Source organism: Ruegeria sp. BB9 (assembly GCF_056539345.1).
Genome location: NZ_JBQFUU010000005.1, coordinates 12,277 through 37,464, shown reverse-complemented (window position 1 = coordinate 37,464; position 25,188 = coordinate 12,277). Strand labels below are relative to the sequence as shown.

The following is a 25,188-nucleotide window of genomic DNA, read 5'->3' as shown; positions in this document are numbered from 1 at the left end:
GCCTCCCCTTTACGCGCAGGGATTTCCCTATACGCGCAAGGGTGCGGGTTCAAGGCTGGATCGGGTCCCTGCGGCCCTATCGCGCCCGTCGCAGGCGGAAATGCTGGATGATGCCGATCAAGCTGATGGCGATCCAGAAACTTTCGATCAGCATCGAGGCCAGGTTGAAGTTCTGCAGCAGCGAATAGACGATCAGAACCGACCCCACCAGGTTGACGACCGGAAACGCCAGATCGTCAGAATTCATCATCCGCATCTGGGTGGCGAAATAAGCCGCGACCACGATCAGCGCCCCGAAGGACCCGATGCCATCGGCCAACGTCAGGCCGTTCAGGAATTCCGTCATCGGGTCATCTCCTTCTGCCGTATCAACCGGCCGCGGCGGTCGCGGACCGGTGTCCGTAGTGATGCATGTTCAGAAACGCCGCGCCCTCGGGCCCGGCGCGATAGCCATGCGGCAGATCGGCCGAAAAGCGCAACCCCTGGCCCGCGCTCAACGGCACCCATTCGCCGTTCCGCAGCACCTCGAGCGCGCCGCTCAGCACAAAGACTTCCTCGGTCACGCCGGCGGCATGGGCGGGGGATTCGTGGCATTGGTTGCGGTCCAGTTCGACGTGAAAGGTCTCGGCCCCCAGAACCGGGTCGAAGGGAAAGACGATCTTGACCTTCAGACTGCCCGGAAAGGTCACGGTGCGGAACCGGGCCGCGTCCGCTGGATCGCGCAGGGCGCTGGTGCCGATCAGCGCGCTCAGCGGCATCTGGAACCCCTTGGCGATCTTCCACAGCGTCGCGATGGTGGGGCTTGATTCGCCGCGTTCGATCTGACCCAACATGGCCTTGCTGACTCCGGTCAACTCGGCCGCTTTGGCCAGGCTCAGCCCCGATGCTGCCCGGACGTCTCTGAGTTTCAGGGTGATGTCGTCCGATTCCATGGTCATGTCCCGCGATTTACCTTGTGCGTTATAACGCACATGTGTTACGTGCGCTATAACGCACGCAACACTGGTTTTGCAACCGGGCAAAAGGGAAACAGCATCATGCCAATGTACCGATCCAGAACTTCGACCCATGGCCGCAACATGGCCGGTGCCCGTGGCCTGTGGCGCGCCACCGGGATGGGCGACGACGATTTCGGCAAGCCGATCATCGCCATCGTCAACTCGTTCACGCAATTCGTGCCGGGGCACGTCCACCTCAAGGATCTGGGTCAGATGGTCGCCCGCGAGGTCGAGGCCGCCGGCGGTGTAGCCAAAGAGTTCAACACCATCGCCGTCGATGACGGCATCGCCATGGGCCATGACGGGATGCTGTATTCGCTGCCCTCGCGCGAGATCATCGCCGACAGCGTCGAGTACATGGTCAACGCGCATTGCGCCGATGCGATGGTCTGCATCTCGAACTGCGACAAGATCACCCCGGGCATGCTGATGGCAGCGATGCGCCTGAACATCCCGGCCATCTTCGTCTCGGGCGGGCCGATGGAGGCCGGCAAGATCGACATCGCCGATCTGGATGTGAAGAAGATCGACCTGGTCGATGCCATGGTCGCCGCCGCCGATGACAAATACACCGACGAGCAGGTCAAACACATCGAAGAAAACGCCTGCCCCACCTGCGGATCGTGCTCGGGCATGTTCACCGCGAACTCGATGAACTGCCTGGCCGAGGCGCTGGGTCTGGCGCTGCCGGGCAATGGCTCGACGCTAGCCACCCATGCCGACCGCAAGGAGCTGTTCCTGGAGGCCGGCCGCCGCATCGTCGAAATCACCAAGCGCCACTATGAGCTGAACGAAAAAGGCTTCCTCCCGCGCGAGATCGCGACCTTCGAGGCCTTCGAAAACGCCATGAGCCTGGACATCGCCATGGGCGGCTCGACCAACACGGTGCTGCACCTGCTGGCCATCGCGCATGAGGGCGGGGTGGATTTCACCATGTCCGACATGGATCGGCTGAGCCGCAAGGTGCCCTGCCTGTGCAAGGTCGCGCCCAACACCGAAAACGTCCACATGGAGGATGTGCATCGCGCGGGTGGCATCTTCTCGATCCTGGGTGAGCTGAGCCGCGCCGGCCTGCTGCATGACGACTGCTGCACGGTGCATTCGGCCAGCATGGCCGAGGCCATCGCCAACTGGGACATCACGGTGACCAACAACCCCAAAGCGCAAGATCTGTTCAAGGCCGCCCCCGGTGGCGTGCGCACGACCCAGGCGTTCAGCCAGTCGAACCGCTACAAGGAACTGGACACCGACCGGGCAAACGGCGTGATCCGGTCCAAGGACCATGCGTTCAGTCAGGATGGCGGTCTGGCTGTTCTGTTCGGCAACATCGCGCGCGACGGCTGCATCGTGAAGACCGCAGGTGTGGATGAGAACATCCTGAAATTCACCGGAACCGCCTATGTCTGCGAAAGTCAGGACCAGGCGGTGAACGACATCCTGACTGGCAAGGTCAAGGAAGGCGACGTGGTCGTGATCCGGTATGAAGGCCCACGCGGCGGGCCTGGTATGCAAGAGATGCTGTACCCGACCTCGTACCTGAAATCCAAAGGTCTGGGCAAAGCCTGCGCGCTGCTGACCGACGGTCGCTTCTCGGGCGGCACTTCGGGTCTGTCGATCGGGCACGTCTCGCCCGAGGCGGCCGAAGGCGGTGAGATCGGTCTGGTGCAGAACGGGGACACGATCGAAATCGACATCCCAAACCGCTCGATCCACCTGGCCGTGTCCGACGAAGAGCTGGCAGCCCGCCGGGAAGTCCAGGACGAAAAAGGTTGGGTTCCCGCTGCACCGCGCAAGCGCAAGGTGTCCACAGCACTGAAGGCCTATGCCAAGCTGGCCACCAGCGCTGCAAAAGGCGCGGTGCGTCAGGTCTGAACGCTGACGGCCCGCGTCATGCGGGCCGGTCCGTTGCCTGAAACCGAAGTGCTCCCGCGCCTGACAGGACCCATCGGCTGCGCCGCTGCCTCCTTCAGTCTTGGGCCGGGCGCCGCGCTGTGCGCGGCGCCCGGCCCAACCAGAGGAGATGTCTCGCCAGAGACCTCGACGATGGGCGGGAGCGCCCCTGCCTGTGGGATCAATCACCCAGCTTGGCGTGAATCTCATCCAGGTCGATTTCACCTGTCGGCATCTTGTTGGCCGGGTTCTCGAAATCGTATTTGAACAGTTCGAAATCCTGTTTGTAGATCTCATAGACCAGGTGCATCGACAGGTCGTCGAAATAGTCCTCGACCGGGTGCGCACGTTTGGGGCCGTGGCCCTCGGATTCGTTGAAGCGCGGGATCTCGGACAGGGTCACGGGATGCGGGGTTTCCAGCGCGTCCAGCACGCCTTGCATGCCCTCGTTGAACTTCTCGGTCCAGAATATCCGGTCATAGCGCCCGCCATTCACGATGAAGGTCGACACATGCCCCGACATGGCCGACCAGTGAATGTCCGGGTCCATTGGCCGCCGCCAACGGATCGTGTCGCGGGCAAACAGAAGAAACCGGCGGAAACTGGCGATCTGGTCGAATTCGCCCTTCCCGTCCTCGCCCCCGACCTCGATCCCGTAATTGTAGATCAGCGTCGGCACCAGATTGCCACGGTACCGTTTCCCGTTGCGCTGGATCCCGCAGATCTTGTCGAAAAACGAGCTGAGGATCCGCGTATAGGGGTTGCGCACGCAGGTGAACGCGAACGACTTGTGTCCGCGCACATTGGCCGAGATCACATCCTGGCTGTGGTCAAACGCCCATTTGTGCATCCCGTCTTTGGCGTCGTGGATATCGCCGTCAAAGAACCGACCGTGATCCGAGTAATACATGATCTGCCCGATGGTCGAGCAGGCGCATTTGGGCACCACGCGATAGACCATGCTTTCGCTTTCGGTCATCCATGTACCGGGAAATCCCATCTGCCATGCCTCCTTAGCCGGCCGAGTCTCAAGGTGATGCGCCAGCTTTTGACGCCAGAGAAGCAAAAATATTCTGTTTATTCAATCGCTCATCCTCAGTATCACGGTTGGAACCGGGCAGTAACGGACTTCATGCAACGCCAATGGCCAAGATCGCCTACATTCTGCTGTGTCACAAAGACCCTGACGCGATTATCGCACAGGCCGAACGGCTGACGGCCGCAGGGGACTGCATGGCCATCCATTTCGACGCCAGCGCATCCGCAGGAGACTTTGACCGAATCCAGACGGCCCTGAAAAGCAATCCCAATGTGACCTTCGCGGCCAGGCGGATCAAATGTGGCTGGGGGGAATGGTCGCTGGTGCAGGCAACACTGAACGCGGTGCAAGCTGCGGTCGAGGCCTTCCCGCGAGCGACCCATTTCTACATGCTGTCGGGCGACTGCATGGCGATAAAGACCGCGGAATATGCGCATCGGTTTCTGGATGAAACCGACAAGGATTTCATCGAAAGCCACGACTTTTTCGAAAGCGACTGGATCAAGACCGGCATGAAGGAAGACCGGCTGATCTATCGCCACTATTTCAACGAACGCACGCAGAGCAAACTGTTCTATGCCGCCTACGAGGCCCAGAAACGTCTCGGCCTGACCCGCGAGATCCCGGAGGATCTCCAGATCATGATCGGCAGCCAGTGGTGGTGCCTTCGCCGCCGGACAATCGAGATGATCCTGGATTTCCTGCGCCAGCGCCGGGACGTGGTCCGTTTTTTCTCGACCACCTGGATTCCGGACGAGACGTTCTTTCAGACCCTCGTGCGCCACCTGATCCCGAAAATCGAAATCGAAAACCGTACGCTGACTTTCCTGATGTTCTCGGACTACGGGATGCCGGTGACGTTTTACAACGATCACTACAACCTGCTGCTGACCCAAGATTACCTGTTCGCCCGCAAGATCAGCCCCGAGGCGCAGTTGCTGAAGCAGAAATTGGGTGCGCTCTATGCCAGCGAAGGGGTCGCGTTCCAGATCTCGAACGAGGGTCGGAATCTGCACGGATTTCTGACCGGCCGTGGCCGCGTGGGACGCCGGTATGCACCCCGCTTCTGGGAAACCGCCAACACGCTGGGCGCCGATCGCGATCTGTACATGGTCGTCTGCAAGAAGTGGCATGTGGCCAAGCGGCTGATCGACCAGATCGCCTCTGAGACCAACCTGTCCTGCATCGAATACCTGTTCAACGAAAAAGCCGCCCCCCTGCCCGATCTGGGGGGCTTGGAGGCCACGCTGGTCAAACGATCCCGGCATCGCAGGGCGGTCACCCGGATGCTGTACGATCACTTCGGCGCCAACCGGCTGCTGATCTGCCTGGATCCGGCCAGTCTGGATATCGTACAGGATTTCTGCTCGGACAAGGCGCGCACCCATGTGCTTGAAATCGAGTGCACTTATTCAGACGCGTATCTTGTCGGCCACGCCCACAGGGTCGGGTTGGCCGGAGAAAACAGCCCAGCCGCAACCGTCGAACGCCTGTTACCGACGATACGCAGCGATCTGGCCTATGAATCCGAACAGCTGCGCGGTGCGGGGATCGAGAGGTTCTTCCGATTGCGCGAAACCGCTGACCCGGCCGAGAACGTGGCCGCGATCGCAGAATTCCTTTGGGTTTCGGAGGAAACCGCCCAGTCGATCATGCGGCTTGATTACCTGTTCACGGACTGAACGCATGTGTTGGCCCGGCCGCGCTAGGCCGCCGGGCCGGGTTCTCAGATGTCGAACTTCACGCCCTGCGCCAATGGCAATTCGGCCGAGTAGTTCACGGTGTTCGTCTGGCGCCGCATATAGCCCTTCCAGGCATCCGAGCCGCTTTCGCGTCCGCCACCGGTTTCCTTCTCACCGCCGAACGCGCCGCCAATCTCGGCGCCCGAGGGGCCGATATTCACGTTGGCGATGCCGCAATCGGACCCGGCGGGCGACAGGAACTGTTCCGCCTCGCGCATGTTCAGCGTGAACACGCAAGACGACAGGCCCTGCGGCACGTCGTTCTGCATCTCAAGCGCCTCGTCGAAACCGTCATAGCCCATGACATAGAGGATCGGCGCGAAGGTTTCGGTCTTCACGATCTCGGTCTGGCCCGGCATTTCGACGATCGCGGGCTTCATGTAGACACCGCCCTCGGGCACGCCATCGGTCACGCGCTTGCCGCCGAAGACTGTGCCGCCCTCGGCCTCGGCCGCCTTCAGCGCAGCCTCCATCGCCTGCCCCGAAGCCTCGTCCACCAGCGGCCCGACCAAGGTGCCTTCGGCCAGCGGGTCACCGATGGGCAGACCGGCATAGGCCTTTTTCAGCCGCGCAACCAGATCGGCACGGATCGAGTTGTGCACGATCAGCCGCCGCAGCGTGGTGCAGCGCTGACCCGCGGTGCCCACGGCCGAGAACACGATGGCCCGCACCGCCATTTCAAGATCGGCCGAAGGGCCGACGATCATGGCGTTGTTACCGCCCAGTTCCAGGATGCACTTGCCGAACCGCTGCGCCACGATCGGCGCGACCGCGCGGCCCATTCGGGTCGAGCCGGTGGCCGAAATGATCGGCACCGTCTCGCTGGCCACAAGCGCCTTGCCCAGATCGGCGCCGCCGATCAGCAGTTGCAGCAGCCCGTCGGGCGCGTCGCCGAACCGAGCCACGGCCTTTTCAAAGATCTTCTGACAGGCCATCGCGGTGAGGGGCGTTTTCTCGGACGGTTTCCAGATCACCGGATCGCCGCAGACCAACGCCAGCGCCGCGTTCCACGACCAGACCGCGACCGGGAAGTTGAAGGCCGAGATCACGCCGACCGGCCCGGCCGGGTGCCACGTCTCCATCATCCGGTGGCCGGGGCGTTCGGAGGCGATGGTCAGGCCATACAGCTGCCGCGACAGGCCGACGGCGAAATCGCAGATGTCGATCATCTCCTGCACTTCGCCCAAACCTTCCGAGGTGATCTTGCCGGCCTCCCAGCTGACCAGCGCGCCCAGGTCCTCCTTGGCCGCGCGCAATTCCTCGCCCAGCAGGCGGATCAGCTCGCCCCGGCGCGGGGCGGGCACGGTGCGCCAAGCCTTGAAGGCCGCCGTGGCGCGGGCAAAGACCGCGTCCATGTCGGCAACAGGCGTTTCATGCACCCGCGCCAGCACGCGGCCGTCGATGGGCGAGCGGACCTCCAGCGTGCCGCCGGTCAGCTCGGCCGCCGTCAGGCCCAGTTTTTCGAGTGTGTGTTCTGCAGTCATGACTACGTCTTTCATGTTCAGGCCGCCTTGTTCTGGGGGGTCACTTCGCCAGCGCGGTACAGCTGGCCGAATTCGGTGTTCAGGAAATCATCCAGCCGGACCTGCTCTTGCCGGACAAAGCCTTGGGTGGGCAGTGCGCCGGTGCGCATCAGATCGACCACGCCCAGAACGCCGGCGGCGGTGGTGATCTGGATCGCACTCCAGACCTGGCCGTCGATGGTGCGGGCAAAGGATTTGTTGATCAGGGATTTCTCGCGCAGTGCCCCGTCGATCATGCCCTTGGCCGTGCAATAGACCAGAACCACGTCCTGATCGGTGCGCGGCAGCGCAGATTCAAAGATGTCCTTCAACAGGTCGCGGCGCTGGCCCAGGCCCAGATCCGTCAACAGCAGTTTCAGGATGTCGCGATGGCCGGGATAGCGGATCGAGCGATAGGACACCGCCCGGGCCTTGCCGGCCAGCGTCTCGGGCAACGTGCCCAGGCCGCCCGAGGTGTTGAAGCATTCGTATTCCACACCGTCATGGCCGATGATCTCGTAATCCTCGAGCGGCGCGGTCTTGACCCGCTCGCCATTTACGATGGCGTCGCAAGGGTTGCAGTATTCGTTGATCAGCCCGTCGGTGGACCAGGTCAGATTGTATTTCAGCGCATTTGTCGGATAGAGCGGCAGCGCGCCCACCCGCATGTGCAGGCTGTCCAGCGTGTCGAACCCGGCCGCAAGAGAGGCCCCCGCAATGCCAACGAAACCCGGTGCCAACCCGCATTGCGGCATGAAGGCGGTGCCGCTGTCGCGGGCCAGTTCGCGCACGGCGTTCGTGGCGGCGACATCCTCGGTCAGGTCGAAATAATGCGCACCCGCGGCCTTGGCTGCCTTGGCGATGGCAGGCGTCAGGAAAAACGGTGCGGCCGAGATCACCGCATCGAACCCTGCAACCCCCTGTGCCAGCCCGGCTTCGTCGCCCGCGTCGATCTGGCGGGTGGTGATGCCCTGCCTGTTCAACGCCGACAGGGCCGTCAGGTCATGATCGGCCACGGTTACAGTGTAGTTGTGCGATTTCTTCAACAGGGCGGCGATCATCTGTCCGATCTTCCCGGCCCCGACGACGCAGATGTTCCAACTCATTGCGCGCCTCCTCCTCTGCTCTGGTTCCAGTATGACCGCGCCGCCGTCCGAGCACAGCAATCGAGTTGACGAAACGGACAGCTTTTCCGTCATATTGACGGTAATTGAATCAAAATGTCAGATCGAGATCCGCAGCGCTTCGAAACCTGAAGTCAGGGGAGGAAATGCTTTGCAACCGATTGCACCATTTTTGCAATGATGCGACATTCAACAGATCCAATCGACCGCATAGAGGAGAGCAAGCAGTTGGGCGTTACGCTGAAGGAAGTTGCGGCCTTGGCCGGGGTGTCGCGGTCGGCTGTGTCGCGCACCTTCACGCCGGGCGCCTCGGTCTCGGCCAAGACCCGCGCCAAAGTGGAAAAGGCCGCCAAGGAACTGGGCTACAGCCCCAACGCGCTGGCCTCGTCGCTGACGACGGGGCGGACCAAGCTGATCGGCCTGATCTCGAACAACTTCCACAACCCGATCTTCCTTGAGGTTTTCGACCAGTTCACCCGCGCCCTGCAGGAACGCGGGCTGCGCCCCCTGATCGTGAACCTGACCGACGAGACCGAGCCCGCCAATTCTGTGCGCATGCTGCGGCAATATTCAGTGGATGCGGTAATCGTCGCCTCGTCGACCCTGCCACCCAGCTTTGCCAAGGCGTTCCACGATGCAGGGGTGCCGGTGGTGCACACCTTCGGGCGCTCGGCGACCTCGCCCGAGGTGCATGTGGTGGGCATCGACAATGTGGAATGCGGACGCATGGCCGCGCGCGAGCTGGTCGCGCGGGGCTATGCCAGCGTGGGCTATCTGGGCGGGCCGATCGATGCGACCTCGGCGCGGGACCGGCAACGGGGCTTTACCGAGGAAATGGCAAACCACCCGCAGGTTCCCGTCAGCCACTCCTTCGCTGGGGCCTACTCCTTCGAGGCCGGCCGGGCCGAGATGCTGCGCCTGCTGGCGGGTGACCCGGCGCAGGCCTATTTCTGCGGCGACGACATCCTGTCGATCGGGGCGCTGTCGGCGCTGGCCGACCACGGGCTGAAACCGGGTTCTGACATCGGGATCATCGGCCTGAACGACATGGAGATGTCGCGCTGGGAATACATCAACCTGACGACCATCCATCAGCCGATCAAGCAGATCATCACCTCGTCGGTCGATCTGGTGGAAGAGATGCTGAAGACGCCCGACCGCTACCCCGAGGCGCGGATCTTTCCCTGCCGGGTGATCGAGCGGGGCACGTTGCGGCCCCGCCCCTGATCAGCGGAACATCGGCGGGCGCGCGTCCTGCCAGGCGCCCTCGGCCCGGGCCGAGGCCACCGCTGCGTGCACCGCGGCAATCGAGCGGACGCCATCGGCGGCGTTGGGCAGCCCATCGCGCGGTTCGCCCCGGATCGCGTCGGCCAGATCGCAATAGATATTGGCCACGGCCAGCGGAAAGCCCTCGGGATGGGCAATCGCCACGCGCGACAGACGCATCGCGTCGTCATGCAGGCCGCCCTCGCCCTTTTCGATGATCTGGGTTCGTCCACCGACCGGGGTGTAGATCAGCTGGTTGGGGTGTTCGGACGCCCAGCGCAGCCCGCCGGTTTCGCCGAACACCTGGATGTCGAACCCGTGCTGCCGCCCGATCGCCACGGACGAGGTCCACAACCGGCCCACGGTGCCGCCCTCCATGCGGAAATTGACCATCGCGTCGTCTTCCAGCTGGCGGCTGGGAATGGTCGAGGCCATGTCGGCCGACAGCGTCGCGACCTCGTCATCGCAGATGAAGCTGGCCATGTGCAGCGCGTGGATGCCGCAATCGGCGAATTGCCCCGACACGCCCGCCATGGCCGGATCATAGCGCCAGCGCACGCGCGGATTGTCCGCGTCGGTGGCGTCCCCATGGTGGCCGTGGCTGAAATTGGTGACGACCAGGCGCACCTTGCCGATCTCGCCGGCGCGGACCATGGCGCGGGCCTGCCGCACCATCGGATAGGCCGAATAGCAGTAGTTGACCGCGCAGATCTTGCCCGAGGCCCGGGCCACGCGCACGATCTCTTCGCCCTCTTCCACGGTCATGGTCATCGGCTTTTCGCACAGCACGTTGAACCCGGCCTCGAGATACGCCTTGGCGATCTCGAAATGGGTGGCGTTCGGGGTGGCGATGGTTACAAGGTCGATCCGGTTGGGCCGGTCCTTTTCGCCGGCCAGCATTTCCTGCCAGTCGCCATAGGCGCGGTCGGCGGGCACACCCAGCCGCTGCGCATAGGCGCGCCCCGCCTCGGGCCGGTGGTCCAGCGCGCCGGCGGCGAATTCGAACAGGCCGTCGGCCTGTGCGCCCAGACGGTGGGCGGGTCCGATCTGGCTGCCTTCTCCGCCCCCGATCATGCCCCATTTCAACTTTGCCATGGTCTTGGTCTCTCTGCGAACAATGTTGGATTACGTGTCGGGCCTAAAGCGTGCTGACGTCCTGCCAACCGCGACTGTCGGCCGAGGCCAGCGCCGCCGCCAGAACCCGGTTGACCTCGTGCCCGTCCCGGAAGGTGGGCCAGTTGCTCCGGCCGGAATGAATGGCGGTCAGAAAATCCTTGGCTTCGATGATGATCTGATCCTGATATCCGGTGCCGTGGCCGGGACCCTGGCAAAAGGGCTCATAATCGGGATGCTCCGGACCGGTCAGGATCTTGGTGAAACCGCGCTGGGCCTCGGGGCCTTCGCGGCGATAGAGCCACAGGGCGTTCTGATCCTCCTGGTCAAACCGGATCGCGCCCTTGGTGCCCGAAATCTCGTAGGCATAACCCATCTTGCGGCCGGTCGCGATACGGCTGAAATATAGGTTCCCCATGACGCCGTTTTCAAACCGACACATCATCTGGGCGTGGTCGTCATTGGTCACTGCACCGCCCGGGCGGGTGTGGTGAACGGTTTCCACATCGGCCATGACCTGCGCGATCGGCCCCACCAGAGCCAGCGCGCCATTGACCATGTGCGGCGCCAGATCGCCGATGGTGCCGTTGGCCATGCCGGTCGTGCGCCAGGTCGCCGGGGCCTCGGGGTCGGCATAGAAATCCTCGGTATGTTCACCGCGGAACCATGTGATGTCGCCAATCGCGCCGTCGGCGATCAGCTGGCGGGCAAACTGGCTGGCCGGGGTGCGGATATAGTTGAACCCGACCATGTTGACGGTGCCCGAGGCCTCGGCCGCCGCCACCATGGCACGGCTGTCCTCAAGCGACGCGCCCAGCGGTTTTTCGCACAGCACCGGCTTGCCCAGCGCCAGCGCCGCCTCGGCGATCTGCCGGTGGGTGGACTGGGGCGATGCAATCACGACGGCCTCGACCACCGGATCTTTGACCAAGGTCTGCCAGTCGGCGGTGGCACGGCGGAACCCGTAGGCGGCGCGGTAGCGTTCGGCACTGTCAAGGCTTGAGGCGCAAATCATCTCGAGCCGCGGTCTGAGCGCGGTGTCGAACACGGCGCCCACGGCGGACATGGCCACCGAATGAGCCTTGCCCATATAGCCGCCTCCGACGATTCCGATTCCGATTTCTGGCATTTTGGGCGGCTCCGAACATACTGATTGCAACCGGTTGCAAAATCAGTATCGTGAGAATCGATCCAATGCAAGGTCCATCGGATCGGCGGGATCAAAATGCCTGGGAGGTACAGTTTGAGTCACTTGATCGACGGCATCAAAGGAAACCGGTTTGCCGTTTTCGGGCGCGCTGGCATGGACATGTTCGCCGATCCGGTCGGTGTCAAAAGCGAACATGCCGACATGTTCCGCGCCGATCTGGGCGGCTCGTCCGCAAATATCTGCGCAGGTCTGGTCAAGCTAGGCAGCCAGGCGTCGCTGATCACTTCCGTCTCGGATGACGCGGTGGGGCGGTTCTGCCTCAACAAGTTGCATCACTATGGTGTCGACACCTCTTTCATTCGCGTCGTCGGCGGTGAATACCGCATGTCCTTGGCGGTCTATGAAAGCTGCATCGAGGACTTTCAGAACGTCATCTACCGAAACGGCGCCGTCGATTTTCAGGTCACCGAAGATGACATGGACCGGGTCGACTATGGTCGTTTCAGCGCGGCGATCTCGGCCGGAACCGTGTTTGCCGCCGAACCGTCGCGCAGCGCCACCTTCCGCGCCTTCGAAAACGCGCGCAAGGCCGGGCTGCCGGTGATCTTCGACATCGACTACCGGCCCTACAGCTGGCCCTCGGCGCAAGTCGCCGCCGACGTGCTGTCGCGCGCGGGCGAGGCCAGCGACATGATCGTCGGCAATGACGAAGAGTTCGGTTTCATGGCCGGCGGGATCGAGAAAGGCTTCCGGAAAGCCTGCGATCTGGCCGAGAAACCCGGCCGCATCGTCATCTACAAGATGGGCGAAAAGGGCGCCGTGACCCTGACCGACGGGCAAGAGATCCACACGGGCATCTACCCGGTCACCGCCGTCAAACCCAACGGCGCGGGCGACAGCTTCATGGCCGGGCTGCTGGCCTCGATCGCAGCGGGCCATTCGCTGGAACAGGCGGTGTTGCGCGGATCGGCCTGCGCCTCGATCGTCGTGTCCAAACCGGGCTGCGCGCCCGCCATGCCAACCACCGAAGACCTGGACGCCTTCCTTGCGTCCCACCCCGGCCCCACCCCGGCCGGATAGGAGAGCCCGATGCACATCCCCCCGTTCGACAACCAGAACAATCCCATCGTCGATGTCGATGACCCGACCGTGCCGCTGAACTATTTCAACATCGTCAAGTTGAAGCGGGGCGAAGCCTTCGAATACCAGGTCCCGGGATACGAGACCTGCATCGTGCCCGCCACCGGCAGCGTCGACGTGGATGTCGAAGGCGTGCGCTTTGCCCATCTGGGCAACCGGGGCGAGAACGTCTGGGATGGCGAGCCCGAGGGGGCCTATGTCCCGTCGGGGGCCCGGGCGCAGATGGTCTGCGTGTCGGAAACGACCGAGGTGTTCGTGGCCGGCGCAAAGTATGACAAGGTGTTGGACCCGTTCGACGTGCGCGAGCACGATCTGGTGCAGTATGGCAGCGACGACACCAAGACCCATCGCAAGATCAAGCATATCCTGGGCCAGAAGCAGCATGACAAGGTCGGCCGCCTGCTGGTGAGCGAGCTGTTCACCGTGGGTCAGGGCGGCTGGTCGGGCTTTCCCAGCCACAAGCACGACACCAACCGCCTGCCGGACGAGACCCGGCATGACGAGACCTACAATTTCCGTTTCAAACCGAACTGGGGCTCGGGCCTGCAGATGCTGCAGCGCGAGGACAACGAGCCGGGCAATGCCTATCACATCGTCGATGGCTCGACGATCTGCATCGACAAGGGCTATCACCCCTGCTGCGTGCTGCCGGGATACGAGATGTATTACTTCACCATCCTCGGCGGGCTGACCCAGCGGTCGCTGGTGCAGTATTTCCAACCCACCCATGCCTATCAGATCGAAACGATCCCGGGCATCAAAGACATGATCGCCAAGTTCAAATGACCCTCGTTACGCTCAAAGACGTCCTGCAACCCGCCTATGAACAGGGCTATGCCGTCGGCGGCCTGGTGACGCTGGGCTGGGAGGACATGCGCGCCTATGTCGCCGCGGCCGAGGCCGAGAACGCCCCGGTGATCCTGCAGGCCGGCCCCAGCTGCCGCGAACACACGCCGCTGCCGGTTCTGGGCAAGATGTTCCGGTATCTGGCCGAAAACGCCTCGGTGCCCGTCGTGGCGCATCTGGACCACGGCTATACGTTCGAGGAGTGCAAGATCGCGCTGGACAGCGGGTTCACCTCGCTGATGTTCGACGGATCGCGCAAGCCCCTGCAGCAGAATATCGACGAGACCGCCGGGATTGCCGAAATGGCCCACGCCGCCGGGATCTCGTGCGAGGGCGAAATCGGCTTCGTCGGCTATTCCGGCGGCGAAGGCTCGGCCGGGACCGATCCGGACGAGGCAGCCACCTTCGCCGCCCAGACCGGCGTGGATGCGATGGCGATCTCGGTCGGAAACGTCCACCTTCAGCAGAACAAGGAAGGTGGACTGGACGAGGACCGCATCCGCCGGATTCAGGCCGTGACCAACGTGCCGCTGGTGATCCATGGCGGTTCGGGCGTGCCCGTGGAACAGCGCGCGCGGCTGGCGCGTGAAACCGCGATCTGCAAGTTCAACATCGGGACCGAGCTGCGCATGGCCTTCGGCGCCGCCCTACGCGAGGCCGTAAATCGTGACCCCGACCGGTTCGACCGGGTGACGATCCTGAAGGAAACCCATGACCCGGTTGAGGCCGCCGCCCGCACCGTGATCCGCGCCTTTGGTGCGCCGCCGCAGCGCTAAGCGTCCCGACCTGGGCCGTTCTGCAGAATACGCAGGCGGGTCCTAGTCGTCACGCCCCGGTTCGTTTGGATTGCTGGAAAACAGGGCGATCTTGTTGCCCTGTGGGTCCCGCAGATAGCCGACATAGAAACGCGGCCCGTACATGGCGCGAAAGCCCGGCTGGCCTTCGTCAGACCCGCCGGCCCGCAGCGCGGCGGCGTGCAGGTCGCACACCTGCTGCTGATTGCGCGCCTCGAACGCGACCATCGCACCATTCCCGGCCGAGGCCGCGGCCCCGTCAAAAGGCGGTTTGACATAAAATTCCGGCAGAACCGGCTGCTGGCCCGGCGGCACCGGCAGGGCGAAACTCAGCCCTTCTGGGCCTTCCTCCAGCGCATAGCCGAGATCCGGCAGAAAGGCGCAGTAAAACCGTTTTGCACGCGCGATGTCGTCCGCGCCGACCGTGACATAGGAAATCATGCCGCATCTTCCCTTGCAGGGTGTCAATCCGTCAACCGGCACCAGCGCATCGGCGCACGTCGATTCCGGGCATGGAAGGCCCCAAGGTCGTCAGATCGAGCCGCCCTCGACCATGAAGTTCCCGGCACTGCACATGGCCGCGTCGTCCGAGGCCAAAAACAGCACCATCCGCGCCACATAGACCGGGTCGATCGGATCAGGCAGGCATTGGCGGTCGATCTGTTTTGCCAGCGCCTCGGGGGTGACCCACAGGTCTTTCTGGCGCTGGGTCATGATCCAGCCGGGCACGACCGTGTTGACCCGGATGCGGTGATCGCCCAGTTCCCGCGCCATGGTGCGGGTCAGGCCGTGCACTGCGGATTTCGCGGTGGCATAGGCGGGAAAGCCCGCGCCGGCCTCCCACCAGGAATTCGAGCCGATATTGATGATCGACCCCGCGCCCTTGCCGATCATGCCGGGCGCCACGGATTGGATGGCAAAGAACATGTGGCGGAGGTTGGTCGCCATGCGCTCGTCCCAATAGTCCGGCGTCACCTCGCGCCAGTCGTGCCGGTCGTCATGCGCGGCGTTGTTGACCAGAACGTCCGCCGCGCCCAGCGCGTCGGCGAGTTCCTCGAATGCCGACCGCAACGCCGCGATGTCGCGCAGGTCGCAGGCGGCAAAGGCGTGGTTTCCGTCCAGTTCGGCCAGCAGCGTGTTTCCGCCCTCGGCGTTGATGTCGACAAAGCCGACCTTGGCCCCCTGCTCGGCAAAGCCGCGCACGATCTCGCGCCCGATGCCCGAGGCCCCGCCGGTCACGAACACCGTGCGCCCCTTGAGGCCGGGATAGATGGCAAAGGTCTTGGTCATTTGTCGCGCTCCATGATCCATTCCACTTCGGGCGCCGGAACGAAACGCCATTTGCGCAGCGGCCCGGCCATGACGTTCAGGTAATACATCTCGAACCCGTAGGGCGCCCCGCAAGGGTGGTGCCCGCGCGGCACCAGTACCACATCGCCATCGGACACGGCCATGGTTTCGTCCAACTGACCGTCATCGGTATAGACGCGCTGGATGCCAAAGCCGCTGGCCGGGTTCAGGCGGTGGTAATAGGTCTCTTCCAGATAGGTGATGCGGGGATAGTCATCCTCGTCATGCCGGTGGCTGGGGTAGGATGACCAATGGCCGCTGGGGGTAAAGACCTCGGTCACCAGCAGGCTGTCGGCGTAATCCTCGGCCTCCATCGCGATGTTGTTGATGTGGCGCGTGTTCGTTCCCTTGCCGCGCTCGGTCAGGGTGATGCCCTCGGGCCCGATCCGGCGCGGGGCATGGCCGCCCTTGCCCGGGGCAGAGCACACGGCGATCACGCAATCGGTTTCGGCCGTGGCCTCCCACTCGGTGCCGTTGGGCAGGTACAGGCAATGGGGCGGAGATTTTTCGAACACGTTCATCCGGTCGCCCAACACGCCCCAATCCTGCCCGGCGCCGGTGATCCGGGCCTTGCCCTCGACCATCACCAGAATGACCTCGCGGTCGCCGGTGACCTCGGCGGCGCGGTCGCCGGCCCGCAGGTGATAAAGGCCAAAGCCCACAAAGCGCCAGCCGGCGCTGGCCGGCGTGATGTCATGCACCTTGCCGTGGGTTCCGAAGGGTTTTCTCAGAAGTTCTGCCATCGGTTTCACCTGTGTTGGGGCAGCACCAGCCGCCCGGGTTCCGTCATGCCGCCTGCCGCGCCTGCAGCGCGTCCAGCGCCTGTTCCAGCTGCGCCTGCGTCCAGCTGTCCGACACCGCCCGGCGCAGGATGTCGGCCTGGCTGGGCGGAGCGTTTCCGCCCACCGGCGGATCGGTATCCAGATTGGTCGGAAAGGGATAGCGTTCGGCGGTGGCCGCGATTGCGGCGTCGATCCGGGCATCATCCAGATTGCCACGCTGTTTCAGCGCCATCAGTGCGGGGAAAACGGCCACACACATCGCATTGCGGTCCACAGCCTCCATCGCCCGTCCGAAGGCCGACGAAACCTGCAGAAGGTTGGCCATCCGGTGGATGTCGGCGCTGCTGTTTTCGCCGGCGGCATGGAACAGCGCCGGGTTGAAGAACACCGCATCGCCCTTGGCCAGCGGCAACTGGATGCAGGCCCGTTCGAAATGCGCCCGATGCGCGTCGTCGTGGAACGCGACATAGCCGGGGCCATACAGCTGCGAGAAGGGCAACAGCTTGGTCGGGCCGCTCTCGATGGGCATGTCACAATGGGCAACCGCGCCCTGCAGGGTCAGCGCGGCGGTGACCATATGGGCATGCGCCGGGAACTGCGCCGCCTTGTCGGCGGTCTGGAACCCCAGGTGATAGTCGCGATGCGCCTGCTGCGCCTTGCCGCCCGGCCGCACTTGGTTGATCTGCGCGGTCACTTGGTAATCGGGGCCCAGCCAGGCCTCGCAGGCGGCGGCAATCGCCGTGTTGCCGAAATAGAGCGCAAAGCCCTCGGGGTCGCGCAGGCATTGCTTTTGCAGCGCGTTCCACACCCGGTCATTCGCGCCCGAGGCCGCAAAGTGATCGCCCTCGCCGCCCCCGGCCTGACGCTCATCTTCGATGATCCGGCGAAACACCTCGGTCGCCCGATCGATGACCGAGGTCTCGGCATAGGCCCCTTTCAACGCGATCACCCCGGCAGATCGGCCCAGAACCCAGCCCCATTCGGCCAGCAGGGCACGCCGGGTGTCCGGCGTTTCCAGGGCGGGCCGCAGCGCGTGCATGTCATAGATGGGCACGTTCTTCTCCACCGCGGCCGCGTGAGGCACCTGCTCGGGCCACAGGCTCTGCGAGGTCAGCACCTTGAATTCGTCCAGATCACAGGACTCGGGGCCGAAATAGCCGACGAAACCAGGTTGCTGACGGACCATGAAACGCTCCTTTCCCATGGCGGCGCCCCGGGGGGCGAAAGATCAGGCCGTGATCGTCAAGCCGGCCTGACCGCAGACCTCGACGATGTGGTCATAACCCATCTTCGAGTATTCATAGGGCGGGGCCTTGGCAGGGTCCTGCTCGGCCTCGACCACGATCCAGCCTTCGTAATCCAGGGCTTTCAACGCATGGGCGACCTCCTGAAAGTCGATGCAGCCATCGCCGGGCACGGTGAAGGCCCCCGCGATCACCGCATCCAGGAAACTGCGCCGGTTGCCGCGGGTGTCGCGCACGATGCCGGGGCGGATGTCCTTGAAATGCACGTGATGCACCCGATCACCCCAGCGGTTCAGCGTAGCCAGTACATCACCGCCGCCGAACAGCAGATGCCCGGTGTCAAAGCACAGCTTCAACTCCGGCCCCGACCCCTCCATCAACCAGTTCACGTCATCTTCGCTTTCTATGATCGTGCCCATGTGGTGGTGATAGGCCATCGGCATCCCCTGATCGGCCATCCACTTGGCCAGTTCGGTGATCTTGGCGCCGTAGGCCTTGATCTCGTCTTTCGACAGCTGCGGGCGGTCATTGACCGGGGTGCCGATCTGGCCCTGAACCGTGTTCGAGCATTCGGCATAGACGATGCAGGGGCTGTTCAGCGCCACGAACTGTTCGACCTGCGCGCGCACCGCGTCGCGTTCGGCAGCGAAATCGTTGATCAGCGAATTGCCCGAACACCAGCCGCCGCACAGTGCAATGTCGTTGCCTTCCAGATAGGCGCGCAGGCCTGCGGTATCGGCGGGCATGCGCTGCCCGCGCTCAACCCCGGTATAGCCGATCTGACGCGCCTCTTTCAGGGCCTGTTCCATCGTGAACGCCGCCGTCAGGTCGGGCAGGTCGTCATTTTGCCACGCAATCGGAGAGATGCCGATCTTCACGCTCATTTGGTGTTTCTTTCCTTGATGGCAGCCTCGTAGGCCGCACGTTTTTCATTCACTGCAGGGCGGGTGCTGACCTCGGGCACCGCCACTTCCCACCACGTGCCGCCATATTCGGTCGAGGGGTACGGGTCGGTGTCGATGACGATCACATAGGGGCCTTTGACTTCAGCACGCTTTGCCAGCGCCTCTTCCAGCTCGGCGATCGAGCCGACCTTGACCGAGGTCGCCCCCATCGCCGCCGCATGGGCCGCAAAGTCGATGGCCGAGGGCATCTCGTGCACCGCATGGTCCAGCAAGTTGTTGAACTCGGCCCCGCCGGTGCCCATCTGCAGCCGGTTGATGCAGCCAAAGCCCCGGTTGTCGGTGATCACCACGGTGAAGGACACGCCCATCATCGCCGCCGTCGCCATTTCCGAGTTGGCCATCATGTAGGTGCCGTCCCCGGTGAAACAGATCACGTCGCGATCGGGCTGGGCCATCTTGATGCCCATGGCGCCGGCGATCTCGTAGCCCATGCAGCTGAAGCCGTATTCCATGTGATAGGCCCCCGGACGCGGCGCCTTCCACAGCTTGTGCAGCTCGCCCGGCATGGTGCCGGCGGCGCACATCACCACCGTGTCGTCATGTGCCGCGCGCTGTACCGCACCCACCACCTGCATGTCGGTGGGCAGCGCGTTGGCGTCACCCGGCGCATGGGTCAGCGCATCGACCTTGGCAAACCACTCGGCCTTGAGCGTGTCGGGAACCGGGTCGGCGCGATAGCCCTGAAGGGCCGCGCCCAATTCCTCGATCCCGACCCGCGCATCGGCCAACAGCGGCATCGCGCCGTGTTTCGCGGCGTCATAGGCGGCGGTGTTCAGGCAGACCATTTTGCGCTCGGGGTTGGAAAACAGCCCCCAGGACCCGGTGGTGAAATCCTGAAACCGCGTGCCGATGCCCAGGATCAGATCCGCCTCGGCGCACACGGTGTTGGCGGGCTCACCTCCGGTCACGCCAACCGGGCCCAAGTTCAGCGGGTGATCCCAAGCCAGGACCGACTTGCCGGCCTGCGTCTCGGCAACAGGAATGCTGTGGGTCTCGGCAAAGGCCTGCAGCGCGTCGGTCGCGCCGGAATAATGGACACCGCCGCCGGCCACGATGATCGGGCGTTTGGCCGACCGGATGGCGTCGGCCGCGCGGGCCAGCTCGCCTGCGTCGGGGCGGATGCGACGTTGGTGCCAGATGCACGGCTCGAAGAAGCTGAGCGGATAGTCATAGGCCTCGGCCTGCACGTCCTGGCAAAAACCCAGGGTCACCGGCCCGCAATCGGCCGGGTCGGTCATGGTGCGGAAGGCGCGCGGCAGAGCGGTCAGCAGATGTTCGGGCCGGGTGATCCGGTCGAAATAGCGGCTGACCGGGCGGAAACAGTCATTGGCGCTGACGGTGCCATCCGTGAAATCCTCGGTCTGTTGCAGCACCGGGTCGGGGCCACGGCTGGCGAACACATCGCCGGGCAACAGCAGCACCGGCAGGCGGTTCACATGGGCCAGCGCGGCGGCCGTCACCATGTTGGTCGCCCCCGGCCCGATCGACGAGGTCACCGCCATGGCCCGGCTGCGCCGCATCTGCTTGGCATAGGCGATCGCGCAATGGGCCATGGTCTGTTCATTGTGACCGCGATAGGTGGGCAGGCTGTCGCGCACACCGTGCAGCGCCTCGCCCAGACCGGCCACGTTGCCATGGCCGAAAATCGCCCAGACACCGGCGATGAAGGGCTCGCCGTTCTCGTTCATCTGCGCGCCAAGGTAGCGCACCAAGGCCTGCGCCGCGGTCAGTCGGATTGTCTTGCTCATCATGATCCCTTTCAGAACGAGGCCGCTATGGGCAATCCGTTGCAATCATTCTGTCGTGAAAGGATCCGACACGCCCACCACCCAGACCGGGTGGCCCGGCCTGCCGGACCCTGGTGATATTGGTGCCCCGCACGATACGGGACACCGGGGAGAAACCTTCAGACGGTACCGCCCAGCGACCCTTCCAGCTCGGCCATCTCCTGCCCGCCGGCCATCATGTCCTGCAGCTCTTCGGGCGAGATCTCGCCGCGCCGGGCGGTGCCCAGCGTCTTGCCGCGGTTCAGAACCGTGAACCGGTCGCCCACGGCCAACGCGTGCCGGACATTGTGGCTGATGAAGACCACGCCGATGCCCTGGTGGCGCACCTTGTCGATGGTGGCTAGCACGTTCGATGTCTGCCGCACGCCCAACGCCGAGGTCGGTTCGTCCAGAATCAGGATCTTGGCGCCGAAATAGACCGCACGGGCAATCGCCACGGTCTGACGTTCGCCCCCCGACAGGGTGCCCACCGCCTGATCGGGGCCGCGCAGGTTGATGCCCATCTTGCGCATCTCTTCCATGCAGACCTCGTTGGCGTGCTCGATGTCGAACCGTTTCAGCAGGCCTTTCCCCTTGGTCGGCTCGCGCCCCATAAAGAAATTGCGCGTGACGCTCATCAGCGGGATCATCGCCAGGTCCTGGAACACGGTGGCGATGCCCGCCTCCATCGCGTCGCGGGGCGTGTCGAAGGACATCGGCTGGCCTTCGAAATAGATCTCGCCCTTGGTGGGTTTGTGCACGCCCGACATCGTCTTGATGAAGGTCGATTTGCCCGCCCCGTTGTCACCCAGTAGACAGTGGCATTCACCCGGCTTGACGTCGAAACTGACGCCCGCCAACGCGATGATGTTGCCGAAATGCTTTTCGATCTCTTTCATTTCGACGACCGGGGCCACGTCTTTGACCGCATCGCCGTGATGGAACTTGGTATCTTCGGTCATGTCAGCGCTCCCCGGTTACGCGTTTGCGGATCGCGTTGTTGAACAGGACGGCGATCAGCAGCATCGCCCCCAGGAACACCTGGAACCAGTCCTGATCGAAATCGGTATAGGTCAGGCCGATGACCACCATGCCGAAGATAATCGCCCCGAAGAATGCCCCGATGGCCGAACCATACCCGCCGGTCAGCAAACAGCCGCCGATCACTGCGGCGATGATCGCCTCGAACTCCTTCTGGAAGCCGCGCCGCGCATCGGTCGAGCCTGCATCGATCACGGTTATGATCGCCACCAGCGCGGCACAGCAGGCGGTCAGCATGAACAGTGAAATCTTGACCCGGTTCACCGGCACACCCGAGTTCGACGCCGCAACCCGGTCGCCGCCCGAGGCGAAGATCCAGTTGCCGGCCGGGGTGCGCAGCAGAACATAGGTGGCGGCAATGGCGAAGGCCACGAACCACAGGATTTCAACCGGGACACCCGGCACTTTGGGCGCGCCACTTTTGAACGTGTCGATCAGGCCCTTTTCGGCCAGCCAGCTGAACAGGCTGCCGAAGGCTTCTCCGGAAAAGAACGGCGCGAGCCAGTCATTTTCGACCTGATCGCGCACGCCGCGCAGCTGGGTCGATCCGCCGGTGGCCGCCTTGAGCCCCACCAGGGACAGGCCGCGCAGAATGAACAGAAACGCCAGCGTCACGATGAAGGATGGCAGGCCCGAACGGATGACGATGGTGCCGTTGATTGCCCCGACAAAGGCCGCAAAGACAAAGGTCATCGGAATCGCGGCCACCAAGGGCAGTTGCCAGGTCACCACGCAGACCCCGAAGAACAGGCCGGCAAAGGCCACCATGGAGCCGATCGACAGGTCAAACTCGCCCCCGATCATCAGCAGCGCCGCGCCGATGGCCAGAATACCCAGTTGGGCGGCCGGGGTCATGAAGTTCATGATGCCGGCAAGCGTGAACATCGATTCATCGGCCGTGATGGCGAAGAAGATGAAGACAAGGATCGCCCCTGCGATGGCCCCCAGTTCGGGCCGCTTCATCAGCTTGGTCAGGAACGGCTCCTTCTTGATCCGTTCGTCCACCGCCACTTGTGCAGACTCGGTCATGGTTTCCTCCCGTTTGGCAGGGGCGGCGCCCTGACGCCGCCCCGATTTTCAGCCCGCCGGTATCAGCGGATGCCCTGAGCGGACAGCTCGACCACCTGACCGGCCTTGTCGGCGGTGATCAGGTTCGGACCCGAGGGCACGTTGCCGCCCGGCATCAGGCCGTACTTGGCGTTCAGCGCCATGAACACGACCGGCAGATAACCCTGCAGATACTGCTGCTGGTCCACCGCAAAGGCCGCGTCACCATCGACGATCGACTGCAGGAAGTTGGCCGACAGGTCGAACGAGGCCACGTTCACGTCGCGCCCCGACCCTTTGACGGCGGCCACGGTGGGCTCACCGGCCGAGCTTGCGCCCAGCGCCATCACGGTATCGACGCTTTCATCCGAAGCCAGAGCCGCCGACACTTTCGACTCAATCTCGGACGGATCGTTGGACGTCGGCAGAACGGTCACATTGCCGCCAAAGCCTTCAGCAAAGCCCGCACAGCGCAGGTCCAGCGCGACATTGCCGACCTCGTGGTTCACACAGATCGCATTCTTGCCGCCCATTTCGGCCAGCTTCTCACCGGCGGCCTTGCCGGCGTCGAACTCATCCTGACCGACATGCAGCGCCGCGCCAAGCTCCTTGGACACGTCCGAGCCCGAGTTCATCGAGATCACCGGGATACCCGCGGCAACCGCGCGTTCGATCGAGGGGCCAAGCGCGTCGGCGTCAGGGATCGAGACGATCAGCCCGTCGGGCTCCTGGTTTACGGCAGCGTCGATCAACTGCGACATGGCAACCATGTCGAAGGTTTCGGGCGCACGGTACTCGACGTTCACGCCCATATCCGTGCCGGCCTGCTCGACCCCGTTCTTGACCACGTTCCAGAACGCGTCATTCGCCTGACCGTGCGATACCACGACGATGTCCTGCGCAAAGGCCGGAGTGGCCAGCGCCAGCGCGCCGGCGGCCAAAGCACCTTTGAAAAATTTGTTCATTACGTTTCCTCCCACTAGGACAGATTTTTGTCTTGTCCGGGTCCTGGACCCATTCATCCGGCAAGGCCGAATCTCTGTCGCTCCGATACGCATCGGGGCCGTTTCAGTTTCAATACTTCACGTCATTTTGCAACCGGTTTCAAAAATTCCTCCAGCTTTACCGGAATACCCGTCCGGGCCGACCGGGTCGCAGCTTCGGCCAGGGCCAGCGCTGCGACGCCGTCTTCCAGCGTCACCGGCACAGCGGATCCGGTCTTGACCGCAGTCACGAACGCATCCCATTCCGCCCGATAGGCAGGCATGTAGCGTTCGAGGAAGAAGTAGGTCGGCTTGGCACTGATCACGCCATCGGCCGTGGATTTCACCAGGTTGTTCTCGAGCACGTTGCGCGCCTGCAGCAGCCCGCCGGACCCCAACACCTCGACCCGTTGATCATAGCCGTATACGGCCCGGCGAGAATTCTTGATGACGGCGATCCGACCATCCTTGTAGGTCATGGTGACGACGGCTGTGTCCACATCCCCTGCCTCGGCGATGGCCGGTTCCACGGTCGATGTGCCAACGGCCGAAACAGTGACTGGTACTTCACCCATGATGAAATTGGCGAGGTCGAAATCATGTATCGTCATGTCCCGAAATAATCCTCCCGAGACTTTCACATAGGAAATCGGGGGCGGGGCCGGATCAAACGAGGTGATCGACAGCAATTCCGGGCTTCCGATCTCGCCAGACTGAACGGCGGATTTCAATGCGCCGAAGCCCGGATCGAAACGCCGGTTGAAACCGATCATGACCGGCTGACCGGTACCTGCCACGGCTCGCTGGCAGGCCAAGGCGCGGTTCAGGTCCAGATCGACCGGCTTTTCGCACAGAACGGCCTTGCCCGCGGCTGTCGCCGCTTCGATGAGGTCCGAATGCGTATCCGTCGGCGTGGCGATCAACACCGCGTCGATATCCGGATCGGCGATGATGTCCTCCGACGTGCGCGCCACGGCTCCATGCGATTGCGCCAGACGGGCGGCGGCGTCTTCCATTGCGTCCGAAACAGCAACAAGCGTGCTGTCCGGGTGGTCCGAAATGGCTTGCGCGTGGACGGTTCCGATGCGCCCTGCTCCAAGCAATCCGATTCTGAGCATTGTGACCTCTGGGTATATTTCTGGCGGGAGCATGTTCTTTTTTGCAACCGGTTGCAAGGATTATTTGCGCCCTGTATGTGCCCGCGCTCTTGCCCGCCATTGCACCGCGGTCAGGACAGAACTCAGCCGGTCGTGGGCGGGGTCAATCTCTTGAATTTGCAGCCTGGGCATCCTTGGATGGCTTGGTTTTGGCCCGTTTGGTTCTGCTTTTGTGATTTTTCAATCGTCTGTTAAACCTTTGAGTCGGGGCAGAAATTGACACCGATACCAAACCGCCCCGACCAAGGA

At 63.5% G+C, this 25,188-nt stretch carries 23 protein-coding genes; 6 read left to right on the top strand and 17 right to left on the bottom strand.

Annotation, left to right across the window (positions count from 1 at the left end):
- Positions 1–76: 76 nt before the first annotated feature.
- Together ACR0FC_RS15840 and ACR0FC_RS15835 are read right to left on the bottom strand one after the other, a co-directional pair.
- Positions 77–346: a CBU_0592 family membrane protein gene (locus ACR0FC_RS15840; protein WP_170342531.1), complete on the bottom strand. Its 270-nt coding sequence runs from the start codon at positions 344–346 to the stop codon at positions 77–79.
- A 22-nt stretch (positions 347–368) separates the two neighbouring features.
- The gene (locus ACR0FC_RS15835; protein ID WP_170342533.1) at positions 369–932 is read right to left on the bottom strand and encodes a helix-turn-helix domain-containing protein; all 564 of its coding nucleotides are present in this window, start codon (positions 930–932) and stop codon (positions 369–371) included.
- A gap of 105 nt (positions 933–1,037) precedes the next feature.
- On the opposite strand from ACR0FC_RS15835, the gene ilvD reads away from it, so the two are divergent.
- On the top strand, positions 1,038–2,870 hold the full coding sequence (ilvD, locus tag ACR0FC_RS15830; protein WP_170342535.1) for a dihydroxy-acid dehydratase: 1,833 nt from the start codon (positions 1,038–1,040) through the stop codon (positions 2,868–2,870).
- Between the two features lie 199 nt (positions 2,871–3,069).
- Here ilvD and ACR0FC_RS15825 read toward each other — a convergent pair whose 3' ends face one another.
- On the bottom strand, positions 3,070–3,888 hold the full coding sequence (locus ACR0FC_RS15825; RefSeq protein ID WP_170342537.1) for a sulfotransferase family protein: 819 nt from the start codon (positions 3,886–3,888) through the stop codon (positions 3,070–3,072).
- A gap of 143 nt (positions 3,889–4,031) precedes the next feature.
- Here ACR0FC_RS15825 and ACR0FC_RS15820 point away from each other — a divergent pair, with 143 nt between their 5' ends.
- The gene (locus tag ACR0FC_RS15820) at positions 4,032–5,609 is read left to right on the top strand and encodes a DUF5928 domain-containing protein (RefSeq protein WP_170342539.1); all 1,578 of its coding nucleotides are present in this window, start codon (positions 4,032–4,034) and stop codon (positions 5,607–5,609) included.
- A gap of 44 nt (positions 5,610–5,653) precedes the next feature.
- Here ACR0FC_RS15820 and amaB read toward each other — a convergent pair whose 3' ends face one another.
- A complete protein-coding gene (amaB, locus tag ACR0FC_RS15815) occupies positions 5,654–7,153 on the bottom strand; it encodes an L-piperidine-6-carboxylate dehydrogenase (protein ID WP_437342523.1) in 1,500 nt (499 codons plus the stop codon).
- A gap of 17 nt (positions 7,154–7,170) precedes the next feature.
- Positions 7,171–8,277, bottom strand: a complete 1,107-nt coding sequence (locus ACR0FC_RS15810; protein ID WP_170342542.1) for a saccharopine dehydrogenase family protein — start codon at positions 8,275–8,277, stop codon at positions 7,171–7,173.
- 246 nt (positions 8,278–8,523) lie between these two features.
- Between ACR0FC_RS15810 and ACR0FC_RS15805 the strand changes: the two genes are divergently transcribed.
- Positions 8,524–9,522 (top strand): LacI family DNA-binding transcriptional regulator, encoded by a 999-nt coding sequence (locus tag ACR0FC_RS15805; protein ID WP_170342544.1) that lies wholly within the window; start codon positions 8,524–8,526, stop codon positions 9,520–9,522.
- Here the strand turns inward: ACR0FC_RS15805 and ACR0FC_RS15800 are convergent, their stop codons facing one another.
- Both ACR0FC_RS15800 and ACR0FC_RS15795 read right to left on the bottom strand, forming a co-directional pair.
- Positions 9,523–10,656, bottom strand: a complete 1,134-nt coding sequence (locus tag ACR0FC_RS15800; RefSeq protein WP_170342545.1) for a Gfo/Idh/MocA family protein — start codon at positions 10,654–10,656, stop codon at positions 9,523–9,525.
- A gap of 43 nt (positions 10,657–10,699) precedes the next feature.
- Positions 10,700–11,803 carry a Gfo/Idh/MocA family protein gene (locus ACR0FC_RS15795; protein WP_170342547.1) on the bottom strand — a complete coding sequence of 368 codons (1,104 nt, stop codon included), beginning with the start codon at positions 11,801–11,803 and terminating at the stop codon, positions 10,700–10,702.
- Between the two features lie 96 nt (positions 11,804–11,899).
- On the opposite strand from ACR0FC_RS15795, the gene ACR0FC_RS15790 reads away from it, so the two are divergent.
- The 3 genes from ACR0FC_RS15790 to ACR0FC_RS15780 are packed head-to-tail and all read left to right on the top strand — an operon-like array spanning position 11,900 to position 14,586.
- On the top strand, positions 11,900–12,904 hold the full coding sequence (locus tag ACR0FC_RS15790; RefSeq protein ID WP_170342549.1) for a PfkB family carbohydrate kinase: 1,005 nt from the start codon (positions 11,900–11,902) through the stop codon (positions 12,902–12,904).
- Positions 12,905–12,913: 9 nt separating this feature from the next.
- Positions 12,914–13,750, top strand: a complete 837-nt coding sequence (locus tag ACR0FC_RS15785) for a 5-deoxy-glucuronate isomerase (RefSeq protein ID WP_170342550.1) — start codon at positions 12,914–12,916, stop codon at positions 13,748–13,750.
- Entirely contained in the window at positions 13,747–14,586 is an 840-nt protein-coding gene (locus ACR0FC_RS15780) for a class II fructose-bisphosphate aldolase (protein WP_170342552.1), read from the top strand. Before ACR0FC_RS15785 ends, ACR0FC_RS15780 begins: the two co-directional genes overlap by 4 nt.
- 42 nt (positions 14,587–14,628) lie before the next feature.
- On the opposite strand, the gene ACR0FC_RS15775 is transcribed toward ACR0FC_RS15780, so the two are convergent.
- From ACR0FC_RS15775 to iolG, 10 genes are all read right to left on the bottom strand, one after another.
- A complete protein-coding gene (locus ACR0FC_RS15775) occupies positions 14,629–15,045 on the bottom strand; it encodes a VOC family protein (protein ID WP_170342554.1) in 417 nt (138 codons plus the stop codon).
- A 90-nt stretch (positions 15,046–15,135) separates the two neighbouring features.
- Positions 15,136–15,894 (bottom strand): SDR family NAD(P)-dependent oxidoreductase, encoded by a 759-nt coding sequence (locus tag ACR0FC_RS15770; RefSeq protein ID WP_170342555.1) that lies wholly within the window; start codon positions 15,892–15,894, stop codon positions 15,136–15,138.
- On the bottom strand, positions 15,891–16,697 hold the full coding sequence (gene iolB, locus ACR0FC_RS15765; protein ID WP_170342557.1) for a 5-deoxy-glucuronate isomerase: 807 nt from the start codon (positions 16,695–16,697) through the stop codon (positions 15,891–15,893). Before iolB ends, ACR0FC_RS15770 begins: the two co-directional genes overlap by 4 nt.
- Positions 16,698–16,740: 43 nt before the next feature.
- Complete coding sequence (locus ACR0FC_RS15760) at positions 16,741–17,922, bottom strand: phytanoyl-CoA dioxygenase family protein (RefSeq protein ID WP_170342558.1); 1,182 nt, start codon at positions 17,920–17,922, stop codon at positions 16,741–16,743.
- A gap of 42 nt (positions 17,923–17,964) precedes the next feature.
- Positions 17,965–18,864, bottom strand: a complete 900-nt coding sequence (iolE, locus tag ACR0FC_RS15755; RefSeq protein ID WP_170342561.1) for a myo-inosose-2 dehydratase — start codon at positions 18,862–18,864, stop codon at positions 17,965–17,967.
- Entirely contained in the window at positions 18,861–20,693 is a 1,833-nt protein-coding gene (iolD, locus tag ACR0FC_RS15750) for a 3D-(3,5/4)-trihydroxycyclohexane-1,2-dione acylhydrolase (decyclizing) (RefSeq protein ID WP_170342563.1), read from the bottom strand. Before iolD ends, iolE begins: the two co-directional genes overlap by 4 nt.
- 158 nt (positions 20,694–20,851) lie before the next feature.
- The gene (locus ACR0FC_RS15745; protein WP_093963708.1) at positions 20,852–21,673 is read right to left on the bottom strand and encodes an ATP-binding cassette domain-containing protein; all 822 of its coding nucleotides are present in this window, start codon (positions 21,671–21,673) and stop codon (positions 20,852–20,854) included.
- Position 21,674: 1 nt separating this feature from the next.
- The gene (locus ACR0FC_RS15740) at positions 21,675–22,781 is read right to left on the bottom strand and encodes an ABC transporter permease (protein WP_170342564.1); all 1,107 of its coding nucleotides are present in this window, start codon (positions 22,779–22,781) and stop codon (positions 21,675–21,677) included.
- A 62-nt stretch (positions 22,782–22,843) separates the two neighbouring features.
- Positions 22,844–23,764 (bottom strand): sugar ABC transporter substrate-binding protein, encoded by a 921-nt coding sequence (locus tag ACR0FC_RS15735; protein ID WP_093963710.1) that lies wholly within the window; start codon positions 23,762–23,764, stop codon positions 22,844–22,846.
- 122 nt (positions 23,765–23,886) lie between these two features.
- Positions 23,887–24,900: an inositol 2-dehydrogenase gene (gene iolG / locus ACR0FC_RS15730; protein ID WP_170342566.1), complete on the bottom strand. Its 1,014-nt coding sequence runs from the start codon at positions 24,898–24,900 to the stop codon at positions 23,887–23,889.
- Positions 24,901–25,188: the final 288 nt, after the last annotated feature.